This is a genomic window from Parasphingomonas frigoris (assembly GCF_036663815.1).
Lineage (GTDB): Bacteria > Pseudomonadota > Alphaproteobacteria > Sphingomonadales > Sphingomonadaceae > Sphingomonas.
Map to the genome: position 1 here is coordinate 156,341 of NZ_JAXOJQ010000001.1, position 15,683 is coordinate 172,023.

12 protein-coding genes are annotated in these 15,683 nt (G+C 61.6%); 8 read left to right on the forward strand and 4 right to left on the reverse strand.

The genetic code is table 11. The features are described from left to right. Positions 1 to 20: 20 nt before the first annotated feature. A complete protein-coding gene (locus U1872_RS00685; protein WP_332790961.1) occupies positions 21 to 1,130 on the reverse strand; it encodes a family 16 glycosylhydrolase in 1,110 nt (369 codons plus the stop codon). A 67-nt stretch (positions 1,131 to 1,197) separates the two neighbouring features. On the opposite strand from U1872_RS00685, the gene U1872_RS00690 reads away from it, so the two are divergent. Next, on the forward strand, positions 1,198 to 1,338 hold the full coding sequence (locus U1872_RS00690; protein ID WP_332790962.1) for a hypothetical protein: 141 nt from the start codon (positions 1,198 to 1,200) through the stop codon (positions 1,336 to 1,338). 169 nt (positions 1,339 to 1,507) lie between these two features. Here U1872_RS00690 and U1872_RS00695 read toward each other — a convergent pair whose 3' ends face one another. Continuing rightward, a complete protein-coding gene (locus tag U1872_RS00695; RefSeq protein ID WP_332790963.1) occupies positions 1,508 to 2,110 on the reverse strand; it encodes a polysaccharide biosynthesis/export family protein in 603 nt (200 codons plus the stop codon). On the opposite strand from U1872_RS00695, the gene U1872_RS00700 reads away from it, so the two are divergent. The 3 genes from U1872_RS00700 (at position 2,068) to U1872_RS00710 (ending at position 5,676) form a co-directional block, all read left to right on the forward strand. After that, positions 2,068 to 3,231 (forward strand): glycosyltransferase family 2 protein, encoded by a 1,164-nt coding sequence (locus tag U1872_RS00700; RefSeq protein ID WP_332790964.1) that lies wholly within the window; start codon positions 2,068 to 2,070, stop codon positions 3,229 to 3,231. The genes U1872_RS00695 and U1872_RS00700 overlap by 43 nt on opposite strands. 52 nt (positions 3,232 to 3,283) lie before the next feature. Next, positions 3,284 to 4,291 (forward strand): glycosyltransferase family 2 protein, encoded by a 1,008-nt coding sequence (locus tag U1872_RS00705; protein WP_332790965.1) that lies wholly within the window; start codon positions 3,284 to 3,286, stop codon positions 4,289 to 4,291. Positions 4,292 to 4,353: 62 nt separating this feature from the next. Further along, the gene (locus tag U1872_RS00710) at positions 4,354 to 5,676 is read left to right on the forward strand and encodes an O-antigen ligase family protein (protein ID WP_332790966.1); all 1,323 of its coding nucleotides are present in this window, start codon (positions 4,354 to 4,356) and stop codon (positions 5,674 to 5,676) included. A gap of 53 nt (positions 5,677 to 5,729) precedes the next feature. On the opposite strand, the gene U1872_RS00715 is transcribed toward U1872_RS00710, so the two are convergent. Then, on the reverse strand, positions 5,730 to 6,785 hold the full coding sequence (locus U1872_RS00715) for a glycosyltransferase (protein WP_332790967.1): 1,056 nt from the start codon (positions 6,783 to 6,785) through the stop codon (positions 5,730 to 5,732). Positions 6,786 to 7,643: 858 nt separating this feature from the next. On the opposite strand from U1872_RS00715, the gene U1872_RS00720 reads away from it, so the two are divergent. From U1872_RS00720 to U1872_RS00735, 4 genes are all read left to right on the forward strand, one after another. Further along, positions 7,644 to 8,504, forward strand: a complete 861-nt coding sequence (locus U1872_RS00720; protein ID WP_332790968.1) for a hypothetical protein — start codon at positions 7,644 to 7,646, stop codon at positions 8,502 to 8,504. Between the two features lie 107 nt (positions 8,505 to 8,611). Next, positions 8,612 to 9,820, forward strand: coding sequence for a glycosyltransferase family 2 protein (locus U1872_RS00725; protein WP_332790969.1), 1,209 nt, complete (start codon positions 8,612 to 8,614; stop codon positions 9,818 to 9,820). Positions 9,821 to 9,931: 111 nt separating this feature from the next. Next, positions 9,932 to 11,470 (forward strand): lipopolysaccharide biosynthesis protein, encoded by a 1,539-nt coding sequence (locus tag U1872_RS00730; RefSeq protein ID WP_332790970.1) that lies wholly within the window; start codon positions 9,932 to 9,934, stop codon positions 11,468 to 11,470. A 308-nt stretch (positions 11,471 to 11,778) separates the two neighbouring features. Beyond that, positions 11,779 to 13,215 (forward strand): outer membrane beta-barrel protein, encoded by a 1,437-nt coding sequence (locus U1872_RS00735; RefSeq protein ID WP_332790971.1) that lies wholly within the window; start codon positions 11,779 to 11,781, stop codon positions 13,213 to 13,215. Between the two features lie 243 nt (positions 13,216 to 13,458). Here U1872_RS00735 and U1872_RS00740 read toward each other — a convergent pair whose 3' ends face one another. Then, on the reverse strand, positions 13,459 to 15,666 hold the full coding sequence (locus U1872_RS00740) for a GumC family protein (protein WP_332790972.1): 2,208 nt from the start codon (positions 15,664 to 15,666) through the stop codon (positions 13,459 to 13,461). Positions 15,667 to 15,683: the final 17 nt, after the last annotated feature.

Below are 15,683 nucleotides of genomic sequence, written 5' to 3' on the forward strand. Positions count from 1 at the left end.
AGCTGGGCGGCGCCTACGCCTCACTGGTAGACGGAGATGGTGTCGAGCGTCATGTCGTTATGCCAGTTCGCGTCCGCAGCCGCACTCGGGGGGGCGCCTGACAGCAATCCCACGGCGGTGTTCACGATGATGTACATCGGCTGATGGAACAGATTGCGGCGGCGATGCACTTCCTTGCCGTCGACCAACGTGATCAACCAATCCGGCGTCCAGTCCAGACCATAGGTGTGCCACTGGCCATCCGAACTAAAGCTCGTCGCGACACCTTCCGCCGAGCCTTTGGGATCGTTCTTGAAGTGCAGCGAGCTGCTGAGCGGTCCGCCATTGAAGAATTCGAAGATGTCGATTTCCGGCGGCCACTCGCCGGATGCGGGCAACAACCAGAATGCCGGTGTTACACCCATTTCCGGTCTCACCTTGGCGCGCAGCTCGATGTAGCCGTATTGGAAACTGTACCACCCTTGCGTCGAGAGCATTGACGCCGAATAGGCGAATGTGCGGCTGCCATCCTTCGTTGACACCTTTTCGGTCCGCAAGGTCCGATAGCCATCGACAATCGGATGCGGGTTCGTCCCCGGATCGGTCGTAGCGTCGGTATAGGGCGCCAGTTCGTTGTTGCCCGACTGCCACCGGCCCCAGTTGAAGCGCGTGCGCCAAACACCGGTTCCTCCGACCGGACTGACCGGGCCGCGGAAGTCCGAGGTGAACACCTGGCGACGACCCGTTTCGCCAGCGGCCGGTAGCAGGGTATACGTGGGCTGCAGGGTATCCGCGCTCGCGGTCGGGATGCCGCTCGCAATCTTTCCGCTGGCGCCGCCGACGGGCGGGTTATTCAGCGTCCAAGACACGCTCAGCGTGAACGCGAGCCCCGAAGACATCGCGCGCACCGGGATCGACACAATCTTGTCGCGCTCCCCCGGCCGGAAGGTCAAGGTGCCTTGGGTGCGCGTGAAGTTCGCGCCTTCACGCGCCGTTCCATTGGTGGTGAGATATTTGAAGGCAAGCTGGCGGTCCACCGCTCGCGACAGCGTGACGTGAACGTTGGCGGCGGTGGCGTCGCTCGAGATCACGGTGTCGGGGATTACCAGGGCGACATCGGCAAGCAGCGCGGGGGTGGGGAGGGTCGCCACCGGCGTCGGAGTGACCGTTGGTACCGGAGTAGGGGCTGGCGCGGGCGCGGACGCCACTGGCGCTGGTATGGCGACCACGCTCAAGCTCGCGCTGGTCGCCACGCCGCCGCCATCGGCACCGCCGCATCCGTTCATCAACAGGGCAACAGCAATCATCGCTGTCCTTTTCGTCGCGATGGTAAATAAGGTGTTTGCCATGACGCGGTGATACCGGCGCGGCGCTAACGAACTGTGAAGTCAGGTATCAGGGTATTTAGGTAGGTTGCGACAGGACGAGCGAAGCTGATCTCTCTTCGGCGGGCGGCGAGCCCGGCAGTCGACGAGTCGGTGCCGGCACACCGCTCGCGAGGATCGACGTGTTCGAACCCCTCAGGCCGTCAGAAGTGCCGTTCCCTGATCCGGATCGTATCGCCAGCGCGGATCACAACCGAGGGGGTCTTGCGCAGGTCGATCGCTTGCTCGCTCGTCTCGGTCGCACGCTTCACAAGGATGCGGCGGGTATTGGCACGGTAGGTGTACCCGCCCGCGGACGCGACCGCCTGCTGCAGCGTCAAGCCGGTGGAGACCGGATATTCACCGGGCTTGTTCACTTCGCCGAGGATGTAGAACGGCCGGAAAGAGATGACCTGCATGCTGACGCGCGGATTCTTGACGTAGCCGTCGGCCAGCGCAGTGGCGAGGGCAGCCTGCAACTGCTCGACGGTCTTGTCGGTCGCGGGGATATTGCCGACCAGCGGGAAGCTGAGATTGCCGGCGCTGGTCAGGACATAGTCGCCGGTCAGTGTCTCCTCGCCGAAGACGATGATATGCATCTTGTCGCCGGGAGCGAGGCGGTACTCAGCATCGTCAGCGCCGATCGGCGCGGCGGTGGCAACCGGTGCGCCAGTCTTGCCGGCCGTCGCGACCTGGGCCAAGCTGGCGGTACCCAGCGGCGCGAGTGCTGCAGCCATCGCGAAAACCGTCAGAAATTTGCGCTGCATGTAGTTCTTCCTCGTGGCACACCTGCATCAGCATAAGCACGGCGATTGGAACGCCGCAAGTTTACCGCGTGTCAAAGCGCCCAGCGATAGTGGAATTGTTAGGGATGTCGGGTAAAGGCGGCTTGAGCAGGGCTGCTCGAGGGGACGTAATGCCTAACGAGATTCAGAGCGTTTCGGTCATCATCGCAGCCTGGAACGCCGAAGCTACGATCGGGCGCGCGATTGCATCCGCCTTGATCCAGCAGGAAGTGTGCGAAGTCCTGGTGATCGACGATCGCTCGACCGATGCCACGGTCGCCACGGCGCGTGCGGCCGATGACGGCACCGATCGCGTTCGCGTCGTGTCGCTCGACCGCAACAGCGGTCCCGCCGCTGCGCGCAACGCAGGCCTGTCGCTCAGCAGGGCCCCGTTCGTCGCCGTGCTCGATGCCGACGATTTCTTGTTACCGGATCGTTTCGCTGCGCTTTTCGCGATACCTGACTGGGACGCGATCGCGGACAATATTGCGTTCATCACGAGTGATGAGCTTCCCGATTTCAAGACTTCGGACATTCGTGAATTCGAAACGGAGCCACAGGTTCTTACCTTCGCGTCCTTCGTCGAGCGTAACATTTCCCGGCGCGGCGCGGCGCGGCGTGAACTCGGTTTCGCCAAGCCGGTGATGCGCCGTGCGTTCCTCGAGAAAGCCGCGCTTCGCTACGACGAGGCGTTGCGCCTTGGGGAAGACTATGCGCTCTACACCAGCATGATGCTTCGAGGCGCGAGATTTCTGACGACCCGTCGCTGCGGCTATGTCGCGGTCGAGCGCAGTACGTCGCTGAGCGCGCAGCACCGCACGCATGATCTGGCCGCGCTGTTTGCCTATGACAAGCGGCTGGAGGTTGAGGCCGAAGGGCTGCCCGCGCCCGCGAAGGCCAGCGTCAAGCGGCATAGCACGCAGCTCGCAGGAATGGTCCGCCACCGCACCTTCCTCGATATCAAGCGGGAGCGCGGCGCCCTCGCTGCGTTAGCCTATGCGGCGGCAGAGCCGCTGATGCTTCCCCGGCTGGTCGGCGCGATTGCGGCCGACAAGCTTCTCGCCACGCCGGTCCGCGCCAAGGGGGTGGCCTATCTCCTCTGATCCTTCGCTGAACGAGCCGACGGCGGCGCGGGCGCCCGCCGCACGGCCGCGCGTGTCCGTCGCCATTGCCACCTACAATGCGCAAGACCACCTCCGGGCCGCGGTCGCATCCGCGCTCGCGCAGACGCTCGCCGACATCGAGGTGATCATCGTCGATGATTGCTCGCAGGACGGCACCTGGGACCTCGTACAGCAACTGGCGCAATCCGACCCGCGGATCGTGATCGATCGCCTGGCGCGCAACGGCGGACCGGCCGCTGCGCGCAATCGCGCGCTGGCGTTGGCGCGCGGCGCGTGGTTCGCGGTGCTCGACAGCGACGATCTGTTCGTGCGCGATCGGCTTGCGCGGCTGGTCGCGGCAGGCGACGCGGTCGACGCGGACATTGTTGCCGACAATCTGGTGGTGTTCGACGATGCCGATCCGACACAGGCAACCTTTTTCCTGGCGAGCGACACTAAGTCGGATTGGATCTCCAACACCCAGTATCTGCGCCGCACCATGATGTACGCAAGTGGCCCCAACCTGGGCTACTTGAAGCCGATGATCCGGGTCGACCGGCTCCGCGCGCTCGATCTGCGCTATGACGAACAGCTGCGGATCTCCGAGGATGACGACTTCGTCCTGCGCATGCTCGCCGCGGGGTTGCGCTACTGGCTCGAGCCGGTGCCGGGCTATGCCTATCGCCGGCATGGCAACTCCATTTCGCATCGTCTGTCGGCGCGCAACGCTGCGGCGATCGTGATCGCATCCGCACAGCTCACGCGCGCCGCCGCTGCCGAGCCGGACGACGTGCGCGCTCTGCTTGCGGCGCGCCACGCGGCCTTCGCGCGCTCGGAAGCGTTCGCGCGGCTGATCGATGCGCTGAAGGCGCGCCGGGCCGGGCGCGCGCTCGCGATCGCCCTCAAGACGCCGGCGATCGTCCCGATGCTGCGCATGCCGATCGAAGCTGCGCTGCGCCGGATCACCAAACGGCCGGTGGCATCGATGGTCGAGCGACCCGAGCCTGCGGCAGCGGCGATCGTCGTGCCCCTGCTCGCGAGCGTGGCGGCACCCGCATGACAGCGGACTGCCGCCTTGGCCGCTCCAGACGTTGCAGCTAAGGTAGCTCGATGGCGCGACCTATGACCGATTCCGTGCTGCGACGGACAAGCCCGCTCGGCGCGCCACGCGGGCAGCTGCCCGGGCGCACGGCGCAAGTGCGACTGGGGCAGCTCGAAGTGATGCTGGGCGTCGTCGCGGTTCTGGCCGTTGCGGTGACGCTGGTCGCCGGTACGATCGGCGCCGCGATCTTCCTCGTTGCGACCGTTGCGCTGATCGGCGTCCGCCCGGCCGCGTCCGCGCGCGACCTCGCGCGGTTCGCGCCCTTACTGGCGCTCCCCCTGCTCGCGATGGTCTCGACGATCTGGTCGGATGCGCCCGAGCGCACGCTGCGCGCCGGCATTCAGTTGATGGTGACGATCATGGCGGCGATCATCGTCTGCCGGCGCGTGCCCAGCACGACGCTGATCGCGGTGCTGCTCGCCGCAACGCTGGCGATGTGCCTCGGGTCGCTCGCCAAATTGCCCGCGGCATTGAGCAGCGGACACCCGCTGGTCGGGCTGTTCGGCAGCAAGAACGAGCTCGCGCTGGTCGCGCATCTGCAATTCGCGCTCGATCTCGCGATCATCTTCGATCGTCGCCAGCATCCGCTGCTCCGGATCGGCGCGTTGCTCGCCGTTCCGCTCGCTGTCCTGCTCGTCATCCTGGCGCAATCGGCCGGCGTGAAAACGTCGCTGATCGTGACGCTGCTGACGTTCCCGGCCTTCCTCTTGATCGGTCGCGTGTCCCCCGCGCTGCGGATCGTGATCATCGTGCTCACCGCGGTGGCGTTGGCGCTCGCGCTGGTCTTCATGTCGGACATCCTCGCGGCATGGACCGACTATCAGGTGAACGTGCTCAAGAAGGACACGACGCTGACCGGCCGCACGTATCTCTGGGACTTTGCCGCGCGGCTTGTCGCCGAGCGTCCTTTGCTCGGGCATGGCTATTACGCATTCTGGCGGGTCGGCAATGTCGATGCGGAGGGGCTGTGGCGATGGGGCGGGATCGCCAGTCGAAGCGGCTTCAATTTTCATAACGAGCTTGTCGAAATGAAAGTTGATCTCGGCTGGGTCGGGGCGATCGTATTCTTGGTCACGAGCGCCGGCATCGCGGCAGCGACCCTTCTCCGCCAGTTCACCAAGGGCGATGTCATCATAGCGGCTTTGATGTCGCTGCTGACCGTGCTGTATATCCGCAGCTTGGCGGAAAGTAGCTTGATCGGCCCATTCAACATCATGACGTTCTTGTGGATTGGCGCGGCAGTTTATGCCCGCACCGAGTCTAAACCGCTGCGAGACAAAAGCAGTATCCCCCAGACGCACCAAGGTAGGGCAGCGCGCCAGTTTCCGGCGCGCGTGCCCTGAACGCCGACACCAGGACTTTGCGGTGAGTTCTGCACGGAGCTAAAATAGTCATTTCATGCCGGACGGGATTCCATCAAATCTCTGACGAATTCGGCGTAATCCGATTGAGCGCAGTTTTTTAAGATCCACTCCCGATTACGAGCACCGGCCGCATCGTTCTCCGCCTGCGAGCGCGTATTGAAATTCTTGAACACTTCAATCGCGTAATCGACGTCATTTGGTTTAAGAAGAAGCGTTGGCTCGATTGCATCGAGATATCCCTCGATGCCTGTGGTTTTCGTGACGATCACGGTCTTGCCGCAAGCCATGGCCTCGACCAATCCGGTGACACCCGCCGCATAGTCGACATCGTTCAACGGCAGCACGACCGCGCGTGAGCGATTGTAGGCATGGGCCAGCTCTGGAAAGGAAACACGCGGCATGCTCGCAAAGTTCGGAGGTGAGCCTGCATCGGAGTTGTCCGATCGATCGCCGAAAAAACCGTGCCCGTATATTTCGAACTTCGTATCTAGCGCGCGCGCGGCCTCCCGTAGCAGAGCGTAGTCGCGATTCTCTGCGCCACAGGCCATGACTGCCGAATCTGGGCCGCTTTGCGATGATGCGTTCGATATCGGTTTGAAGAAGGTGTCGTCGACGCAATTATACCGGAGGAAGACCTTTTCCGATGGGATATTGCACTGCTCTACAAGTAATGAGCGCTGGCGCTTGCTGACGACGATAAACCCTCCGAACATTTTATGTCCGATTCTGCGAAACAAGAATGCCTTTTTTGGTGTTATGTTGTGAACGACGCAATATAGCTTCCCACGCCAAGCGCGTGCTTTCAAAATGATAGCTGCGGGAATTCCCAAATCTTCACCGGTAACGTAGCAGGCATCGATATCCTTTGCGGAAGCCGCGAACTTCAAGGCAGAGCCATAATTGGGTCGCTTCGAAAACATGGTTCTTATGCTGTTATTGAAGGTGCCGTCGGACGAGGCGAGCGAAAATACCCGTGCATCTGATAATTTTGCTATCGCAATAAATTCTTTTTCTGGTTGGTCCTCTGCAGAAAATCCCTTTATCTCATCGGAATATTTTCCCGATCCTAGCAAAATAGCATGCCGCATCGATGTTTCTCTTTGGCTGGAATGATCGTGAAAAATTGTATGTGATTACCGGGATTTCGGCTTACGCGATGCGTTGCCCAATAAAACCAAAACGTTTCATTCTGACGATCCGGATTGATGTCAGATCGGTGCATATGAATTCGTCCAGCTTCGGTATATCGTCGATCTAGGAGGTCACCCGATAAAGGCTCGTGCGACGTAGGGGGCAACGTCTCCACCGGGGCATCGCAACCCAGCGCAATCCCACCCGGCCTGATCGCTTTCTGGAGGTCGCCGCACTCGGAGCCCGGCGCCGGCGTATCTCTACAACGCGCGTTCGAGGCAAATCGACCCCCCGCCGCTTCACTCGCGGCGCTTGAACCAGAAGGCAATCGCAGGAAGATCCGTGTGATCGACGTTTGCATTATCGATTTGGCTTTGGGCGAAGAGAAGGATTATGCGGACGCCTCTCACTTCAAAAAAGCCGTTCGTCGCAGATCCCCTTGCTCAAGTGTGATATTTCGAAAACGAAGGGAAGCACGTTGAGCCGGCGATCATCCGTCACTGCGATGCACGTGCTTCACATCCGAAATACGAGATAGCCCATAGAGCGCACGAGCGCTAGCGGCTCAGCTCCGTTGGGAGCGCGTAATGACGCATTCGGCGAATCGGGTGTCGTGTATCGAGACGCGAATATGTCGAAAGGTTGTTTCGGTCTCGCGCAGGCTATAGACTTGTTATTATGCAAGTTAATCCGGCTGCCGTTGCTTTGTGGCGGGCAAACAGAAGGGTGGCCGTCAATCATCTTAGCAACGGCACCTGTGGTGAGCGGCAATCTTGGGGTTGCACATTCGTGCCGCGCCGCACAATGAGGTTTGCATGAGGGGTACTTGGCGCATCAGGCAATTTTTTGCGAAGCGGCGTTTGGCGCGTCGCGCTCGTGAGGCCGTAACGGCGGTGCAACGATTTCCCCGCATAGCACGCCGGGAATCGCATGGATTGCCAACCGAGCTTATTGTTACGCTGACATCTTATCCCGGCAGATTCGCGACGTTAGCTGCCACAATCAAGAGCTTGTTGGATCAGCAAATCCTGCCCGACCGAACGGTATTGTGGCTCGGCCATGACGATGTGGCGAAGCTGCCTGAAGACGTCTTGGAACTTGCCTCACATGGCCTGGAGATCCGCGGCTGTGAGGATATTCGTTCTTTTACGAAGCTGATCCCTGCGATGACCGAGTGGCCGGGTGCTACGTTGGTGACAGCCGATGACGATGTGTATTATCCGCCGAACTGGTTAGGAGGGCTCGTTGAAGCCCATCGTGCCGATCCCGATAATATTATCGCTTGGCGCGCACATGTTGCACGTGCGGATCCCGAGGGCCGTCTTGCCCGCTATGTCGACTGGGAATTTGCAACGTCTCGAACGCATGTCGATGAGCCGTTTGCTGCGTTGTTTCCGACGGGGGTAGGGGGGGTACTGTATCCTTCCGGCAGCTTGCACCCGGATGTCTTTGATCAAGACGCGTTCACGACTTTGTGTCCTCGCAATGATGATGTCTGGTTTTACTGGATGGCCAAACGCGCCGGGACCCGCCATTCTCGAGTTGATGGTTGGATAGACCTCATTGAATGGCCGAGCTCGCAGCAGATCGGTCTGCGAGTGGATAATGTCGAAGGTGACGGCAACGACCGACAGATTCGTGCAGTGGAAGGCGCGTATGGCGCGTTTCCTTTCTAATAATCGTTTTTAGTGCGGCGCTATTGCCGCCGAATTTGAAAACTGGGCGCTTCCGGGGCGATTGTTTGAACTAAATTAGGATGACTGCTCTGGTACGGATCTCGTTCTTGTTGCCGACGTTCAATCGGGCCAAGTTTATCACTGAAGCTATCGGCGCAGTTATCGCCCAAATGACAGCCGACGACGAATTATTGGTGATCGACGATGGGTCAACTGATGGAACTCCCGACATCGTCGCGGCGATGGGCGAAAGAGTTCGGTATGTTCGGCAAGATAATTCCGGAAAATCGGCGGCGCTCAATCTTGGCCTGTCGATGACGACCGGTGCGTTTGTCATGATTTGTGACGACGATGATGTGCTTCGTGCCGATACCGTTGCGGCGTTGATGACCCAGCTGGACGAGACGCAAGCGGATTTCGTCTTCGGTCGTTATTCGCGATTCCGTTCGGATGAAAACGGCGCGCCGATCGACATGGGCACCGGATACTGGCCCAATCTCTCCAGCGGCCTTCTGGTGCGCCATATCTTGGAGGACGCGTTCGTGATGCAGAACGCGGCGATCGTCCGACGCAGTGCATATGATCGGGTTGGACCATTTGACGTGACCATGCTGCGCTCGCTCGACTATGAGATGTTCGTGCGTCTGGCCCTTTCATGCACCTCGGCATATTGCGATCGTTACATTTTCGACCAGCGCAAGCATGAAGGTGTGCGGGGCCCTGCACAGGCGCTCCATGCCGCGACCAAATCCGATAGTGTTTGGCGCGGCTATGATCAGCGCATTTTCACGAAATTGTATGATCAGCTCACTCTTTCGGACTACGCAGCAATGTACGTCTCGGAAGATCCGCGAAGATTGCAGCGGGCTGCGCTTTTGCAGCGCGCTTGTATCTATGCGCGGCATGACCTGTGGCAAATCGCACTGCGCGATCTGCAGGCCGCTGCCGATATCATGACACAGGCTCTCGATGCCGGCGAAATCGATATCTGTGCCAGAAGCCTTAACGGTAAACATGGCATCTCCGGCGCCACTGACGTCGCTGTCGTCGAAGCGTTGCGGGCCCTTCTTCGCCATTCCCTGGTCGGCGGAGAGATCGTTCGAGCTATGCTTGATGGGGCATTGTGGCGCTTGCGCGCAGGCACCGAGAACGATGCAGTTGAGATGCGCAAGCTGATCTTATCCCTCGTCGGCCGTCTAGGACTCGTTCGGGCGCTGATAAGGAAGAAGCGAAATCGGACTAAAAGGCAGCCTGCGCTACTGAGCGAGAGCAAGACTTGGGCTGCGCGGGCAGATCACCCATTGCTATTATCATAGGGTTCGCGTGGTCTAGCTTGTAGCGTTGCCGCCAAATAGCATCACCCTTCCATGCTGCACCGCGCAAATCCGCTATCGCCATCGCGCAGGGCCGCAGCTATCCCGGCTGCCATGAGCACCCCAGATCCTGCCGCGCCGCCGCGCGTCGCTTCGTTCGGCAAGACGGCTGCGAGCGGCGCCGTGTGGCTCGGGTCGGCGCAGATCGTACGGATCGCGCTCACCTTCGCCTCGACCGCGATCATCGCGCGCGTACTCGCACCCGACGATTATGGCGTGATCGCGATGGTCGGGCCGATCCTCGCGCTGATCATGATGTTCCAGGATCTCGGGCTCGGCACCGCGGCGATCCAGGCCGATGCGATCAGCCGGCAGCAATCCAATGCCTTGTTCTGGCTCAACATGCTGGCTTCGGGCGGGCTCGCCGCCTTTCTCGTGCTGGTCTCCCCCGCGATCGGCTGGTTCTATCACGATGCGCGCGCTGGGCACGTCGCGGCGGTGCTCGGGCTGGGGCTGCTGATTTCGGGGAGCGGCCTGCAGCATTCCGCGCTGCTCAATCGCGAGTTGCGCTTCGCCTGGCTTGGCATCGTCGATATCACCGGGTTGATCGTGACCTATGGCATGTCGATCGTGCTCGCGATCGAGTTGCGCAGTTATTGGGCCCTGGTGATCGGGACGCTTGCCGGCAGCCTCGCGCAGAACCTGCTCTATTGGTACGCCTCGCCCTTCCGCCCGGCGCGACCGAGCCTTCGCGGGATCGGCGCGATGGCGCGGTTCGGCGGGCATATCACGGGCTTCGGCCTGCTCAATTTCTGCGTGCGCAACCTCGACGACGTGCTGGTCGCGCGTTTTGCCGGGGCGAGCGCGGCCGGTTTGTACGATCGCAGCTATCGCCTGATGATGATGCCGCTGCAGAACATCAACGGCCCGATCAGCCGGATTCTGCAGCCGATCCTGGCGCGGCTGCGCTCGGAGCCGGCGCGCTATCGGCGTATCTTCGGGCTGGCGATGCGCGGAACGATGCTGGCCGTCGCGCCGGGCGTGGCGGTGGCGGCGCTGCTGAGCGAGCGGCTGATGCCGTGGCTGCTCGGCGGGCAGTGGAAGGATGCCGGACCGATCTTCTTCTGGCTCGGGCTAGCCGGGTTGATCCAGCCCATCGCCAATCTGACCGGCTTGCTGTTCATCACGACCGGTCGCGGCGCAGCGATGATGCGGTGGGGTTTCATCTCGGCGGTCGTCACCATCGTCTCCTTTGCGATCGGCATCCAATGGGGTGCGGTCGGGGTCGCGCAGGCGCTGTTCGTGAGCTTGTTGGTACGCCTTCCGTTCCTTTATCATTGGAGTGCGGCCGACACCCCCGTGCCGGTGCGCGATATGTATGGCGCACAGATCGAGCCGCTCATCGGCGCGTGTGTGGTCGGGGCGCTGTTTCGCGCATTTGGCGGCACCTTGCCCTTCTTCCCGATGTTCGCGGCGGCTGTCGCGTTGGCCTACCCGGCGGCGTTTCTGACCAGCTTCATTTCCCGTAGCGGGCGTGGATACACGAAGGAACTCATGCGATTCGCGATCGGTCATTCCATGGGAATGACTCAGCATTTTTCAAAGCTAGTGCGGCGCAACGCGACTTCGACGGACCTGTCGTCGCCTCGCTAGAACACAGAGCCGGCCTCTGGTCTCCACGCGTTAAGCAGCGGCGCTCTCGCCGATCCGGGGCAAGGTCTCGCTCTCCGCATCCGCAGTCCCGGTCGAGAACCCTTGGGGTGGCTCTGGCCGACCTTGCCTCCGGTTTCTTGCGATTCGCGTTTCCGGTCGTGACCGGGTTCTTCTCCGGAGGTTGCACGAGGTGCGGTCGATCCATTTACCGGCAGTGTCCGTCGGGCCGCTCGCTCCGCTGCTCGTCCCCCTTGCGAGCGCGGTCTTGTTCCGCGTGGTACCTGCAAGGATCGCGGGCAAACGCGGCGATGGCCACGCAGGCACGGCGCGGCGCGCCGAGGGATCAACATCCCGGGGATGGTATAAGCGACGACGAAGCGCGTGGATCCCGGCACTGGTGCACAACCTGCAACGCGCAATTCGCTTGTCGTGTGGCGCAGCATGTCGCATGCCAGAGTGTGGTTAAGAGGGGAATGTTTGTGAAGCCAGCGGGTACCTACGGAATCGCCTTGGCGATGGTATTGCTCGCGAGCGGGCCAGCAATGGCGCAGACTGCGGACCGTGGCATCGGCGTTGCTGATCGCGCGCGGCCTGATTACGACGCGGTGGGGCAGGGGCTCGGTTCGTTTCTGGTCTATCCGTCGCTCACCGTGCGCGCGGACGCGACCGACAATTACCGGGCCACCGACACCAATCGGCTGGCAGACCAGTATCTGACGTTGCAACCGGAAGTTCGGGTCGCCAGCAACTGGAACCGCAATAGTCTCAAAGGGCGGGCCTTCTTCGATCAAAGCTTTCACGCCGAATTGCCGAGAGAGAATTACTCGCAATATGGCGCGACGGCCGATGGCGTGCTCGACATCACACGCCAGTCCGTGCTGAATGCGAATGTTTCCGCTGGGCATTATGTCGAGAGCCGTTCCAGCCTGGGCAGCTTTCGCAACTCGCGTGAGCCGGTTCAGTACGAGAGATATAACGCGGCGATCGGCGCGGCGCACGCGTTCAATCGGCTCATCCTAAATGCCTCAGTCGGCGCCACTTATACCAATTTTCACGATGTGGCAGCGCTCGACGGAACGACGATCGATCAGGATTACCGTGATTTTACCGTGCTGATCGGCACAGCGAGCGCAAAATATGATATTGGCGGCGGGCTGGGGCTCATCGTCAGCGGCGAGGCCAACAAGAGCACCTACAGCTATCACCCCGGCAGTCCCGGCTTCAACACACTGACGACGTTGGATCGCCAGTCGTCGGGCGCTACGGCGCAGGGTGGGCTGACCTTCGAACTGAGTTCGCTGGTTTCCGGCAGCGCGCAGATCGGCATTCTCAATCGCAACTATCGCGATCCTCGGCTGAAGGATTTCACCGGCCTGTCGTACAGCGCCTATATCCTGTGGAACGTGACCCCGCTCACCTCGCTGCGGTTCCAAGCGGCGCGCTCAGTCGAGGATACGAGTTCGACGACGGTGGCGGGGAACGTCCGAAGCGACTTCTCGGTCGGCGTCGATCATGAACTGTATCGCTATATCATTCTGGCGGGTAATCTCCACTACGGCAGTTTCGTGCCGAATGGACCCGGCATCGGCGGCAAAGAATATGGCGCCGACGCCAACGTACGATATCTGATCGATCGCCATTGGTCGACGACGCTAAGCGCGGGCTACAATCGTCGCGATTCGGCCAGCACGTTTTTGCGCTATCACGCGGCGACGGTCGGGCTGGCTGCGAAATACGCATATTAGGACGTGCGCTGATTCCAGCGACATCCGCCGAGGGCGACCCCTCGGGCAAGCTACGCGCATCCCTGTTTAGCGCTTCCGCCGCTCTTATGGGGATGGAGCGAACCGATACGATCCGATCGCCACTCAGCGCGCTCTCGACGAAGCCACCCCGGCTTCACGATCCGGCAACCTAGGCGCGGGGGATCGGCATGCTTGGCGCCACCTATTCTATTTAGGGGGGCGACGAGCTCCGCCCCCGACGCCCTAGTTGACGTAATAGCCCTTGAACTTCTTATGGTAGCCGTAAAGATCCTCATGGCCAGTACTGGCATACTTGCGAATATCGACCTGAGTGAGAGCAACGCCAACCACTTTGGCTTTCGAGGCCAGCAGCAGGTCTAGCGCGGAATCGGCGGCGCGAAGCGAGGTGCTGCGCCAGCGCGCGAGCAGAATGACCGCATCGGCCTGGCTCGCGACGGCGCGGGCATCGGCGATGCCGAGGACTGGCGCGGTATCAATGACGACAAACTCGAAACGCGCGCGAAGCTCTGCGAGCAATCGGCTGACTCGCTCCGGATCAAGCAGATCCCGGCCGTCGCCGGGCGCTTCGCTGATTCCCAGAATTTGCAGATCGGTAGCAGTGTCCCGAAGCAGAGCGGTTTCTACGTCGGTTTTGCCGCCAAGTACGTCCGCGAGCAGGCCGGGACGTCCGTCGAGCAGAAGATCGCTGGCGGAATGGCGACGGAGATCGCAATCGACCAGCACGGTCGACGCGCCCGAGAGCGCGAGGGTGCGCGCGAGGGAGACTGCGGTGGTCGTTTTGCCTTCGCGCGGCAATGCTGAAGTCAGCGCGATGATCTTGGGACGGCGATTGCCCCGCAGGGTTACCGCCGCCCGAAGGCTGCGCAGCGATTCAGCGAAGGTCGAGAGCGGATGCGAGACGACATAGTCCTGCGGTGACTCCGTCAGCCGCAACCCGCCCAGCGTCGATTCCACGTCCGGAACGGCGCCGAGATAGCGTGCGCCGAGCCGCTTTTCGACATCAAGCTTGGTGCGAATGCCGCCATCGAGGAACTCGCTGACCGCGACCGCGAGCAGGCCGGCCAGCACGGCAAACACCGAACCCAGCAGATAGGCCAGGCGCGTGTTGGGCGACGACGGACTGGTGGGCTCGACCGCGGGCGCAGAAACGCTGGCGATTGGGTCACTGATACCGTCACGCGCAGCGGTGCCCTTCGAGCGCGCGAGGAAAGCCTCGTAAATTGTCTTGGCAGCGGTCGCCTTGCGGTCGAGTTCCATGTAGCCGACCTGCGCTTGAGCATTCCCGGCGAGCTGCGCACGGGACTGCCCCTGGCTTGCAAGCAGGGATTGCAGCCCCGATTGCGCGACGTTCACCTCAGCTTCGAGGCTCGAGAGGATGCGATCGATTTCAAGCTGGATCTGCCGGCGAATGTCGGCGAGGCGCCCTTCTTCCTGCGCGATCGCCGGATGGCGCTCGCCATATCGCGCGCGCAGCTGAGCCAAGGTCCGGCTGCTGTCGGCCTCCTGAGCACGCAGTGCGCCGATCGTGCCCGAATTCAGCGCAGAGGCGACGTTGCTGCCACCACCGCCCTGCGTGACCTGGCGCCGTGCCGCGGCCAGTCGACCCTGACGTTCGGCAAGCGCGGAACGGGCGACCGCAATCTGCTGGTTGAGCGAAGACGTTTCCTGCTCGGCCATCGTCGCGCCTTCGGCGCTCATCAGGCCGTGGGCAATCTTGTAGCGCTGCAGATCCGAATCGGCCCGCTCGGCGTCTTTGCGCAACTGCGTAAGCCGGCTATCAATCTGGGCGCTGGATTGTTGCTCGGTGGCGCGTTTCGCCGCTTCAATCCCAGCCAGATACTGGTTGCTATATTCGTTGGCGATCCGCGCCGCCTGGCCCGCCGAGAGCGAAGTCGCCGTAATCTCGATCAGCGCCGTTTGTCCGGCGCGACGCACCGTGACGGCGTTCCGCAAGCGCTGGCCGACTTCGAAGACACGCGCCGCCTGCCGTTCCGCGTCGCTTTGCCCGATCGTCTGCGGCACCGTGACGCCCGTCGCGAATTCAGGGTCTTCGGTCAGTTTCAACGCGCGAACGACCGCGCTGGCATTCTGTGGCGAATCGATCACGAGAATTTGCGTGTCGATGAAGTCCGATGTCGGTGCCTGATCGGCGGGCGCGGTCTCGCGCGCCTGGATCGGATCGCCCTTGCGAGGTTCGATGAGGACGGTTGCACTCGCTGAGTAACGCTTCGGAGTGAGCATGGTATACGCTAAGACAGCAGCGATCACCGCGGCCACGACAAACAGGAAGATCCAGATGCGCCGCCACAGAATCAGCAGGAGCTGTCTTGGATCGGGCAATAGCGAACTGTTGCCGACCGCTACTTCTGCAGCTTCGGCTTCGCTCGCATCGATTGCGTGTCCGTCCTGGTTCTCAACACCGTACGCCAACCGCTTATCCTTTGTTC

Coding starts and splice junctions, on each gene's coding strand:
- U1872_RS00695 (WP_332790963.1), bottom strand. CDS start 2,110: ATGCAGCGCAAATTTCTGACGGTTTTCGCGATGGCTGCAGCACTCGCG.
- U1872_RS00710 (WP_332790966.1), top strand. CDS start 4,354: ATGACCGATTCCGTGCTGCGACGGACAAGCCCGCTCGGCGCGCCACGC.
- U1872_RS00715 (WP_332790967.1), bottom strand. CDS start 6,785: ATGCGGCATGCTATTTTGCTAGGATCGGGAAAATATTCCGATGAGATA.
- U1872_RS00730 (WP_332790970.1), top strand. CDS start 9,932: ATGAGCACCCCAGATCCTGCCGCGCCGCCGCGCGTCGCTTCGTTCGGC.
- U1872_RS00735 (WP_332790971.1), top strand. CDS start 11,779: ATGGCCACGCAGGCACGGCGCGGCGCGCCGAGGGATCAACATCCCGGG.
- U1872_RS00690 (WP_332790962.1), top strand. CDS start 1,198: ATGGCGACCACGCTCAAGCTCGCGCTGGTCGCCACGCCGCCGCCATCG.
- U1872_RS00720 (WP_332790968.1), top strand. CDS start 7,644: ATGAGGGGTACTTGGCGCATCAGGCAATTTTTTGCGAAGCGGCGTTTG.